The sequence below is a fragment of the Novosphingobium nitrogenifigens DSM 19370 genome, assembly GCF_000192575.1.
Lineage (GTDB): Bacteria > Pseudomonadota > Alphaproteobacteria > Sphingomonadales > Sphingomonadaceae > Novosphingobium > Novosphingobium nitrogenifigens.
This window is the reverse complement of record NZ_GL876943.1, coordinates 1-1,055: the sequence shown is the minus strand read 5'-3', so window position 1 is coordinate 1,055 and position 1,055 is coordinate 1. Positions and strand designations below refer to the sequence as shown.

Here is a 1,055-nt window from a genome sequence, read left to right as displayed (position 1 = left end):
CTAGAGCGGATTACGACCGGTATGAGTCGGCAGGGATTCCCTACGATAGCGTTTTGTGATTCAAAATCCGTGCTGGTGAAGGAGGCTGGCATGGATGGGGCACCCGCTTTCGATGGATTTGCGCTCGCGGCTTTTGGCAGCGATTGATAACGGATTGAGCTGCCGGGCGGCGGCGGCGCGATTTGGCGTTGCCCCCTCGACAGCGATCCGTTGGCATGCGCTTCGGCGCGACACGGGCGCCTTTGCCGCCAAACCGCAGGGCGGTGACGTGCGTTCGCGCCGGATCGAGGAGCGAGCGGCGGAAGTCCTCTCTGTCTGGGAGGCGCGGAAGGACATTTCGCTGGAAGAACTACGAGTGGAGCTGGCCGCAGCCGGACTGACCGTCTCGGTGGCGGGGCTTCATCGCTTCTTCGTGCGTCGAGGCATGACGCGCAAAAAAAGACTGGCCATGCAATTGAGCAGGACCGTCCCGACGTCCTGAAGCAGCGGCATGATTGGTTCGAGGGGCAGGTCGATCTCGAACCAGCACGCCTGGTCTTCATCGATGAAACTTGGACCGCCACCAACATGACCCGTAGCCATGGCCGCTGTGCCAAAGGCGAACGGCTACGGATGGGTTTCCCTCACGGGCACCGCAAGACCACCACGCTGGTCGCGGCTCTGCGCATGACGGGCATGGTCGCTCCGATGGTACTGGACGGTCCCATCAACGGCGATTGGTTCGAGGCCTACGTGGACCAGGTTCTCGTGCCTGAAGTGCGGCCCGGTGACGTCGTCATCATGGACAATCTATCGAGCCATAAGCGTCCGGCTGTCCGGAATCGGATCGAAGCAGCAGGTGCGACACTGCGCTTCCTTCCTCCCTACAGCCCGGACTTCAATCCGATCGAGAAGGCATTCTCCCGCCTCAAGGCCATGCTCCGGAAAATCGGCGAGCGAACGGTTAGCGGTCTGTGGAGCCTCATTGGCAAGCTCGTCGACATCTTCCAACCCGCCGAATGTGCCAATTACTTCAGCTCTTGCGGATATGATCCAGACTGATCGAAATCCGCTCT

General features: G+C 60.8%; 1 protein-coding gene. It reads left to right on the top strand.

From position 1 onward, the window contains the following. Positions 1-94 precede the first annotated feature (94 nt). Positions 95-1,041 (top strand): IS630 family transposase gene (locus Y88_RS19045; RefSeq protein WP_085995950.1). Its coding sequence is split into 2 segments (ribosomal slippage): positions 95-431 and positions 431-1,041, totalling 948 coding nucleotides; the frame shifts between segments, so codons are not numbered across the junction. Positions 1,042-1,055 lie beyond the last annotated feature (14 nt).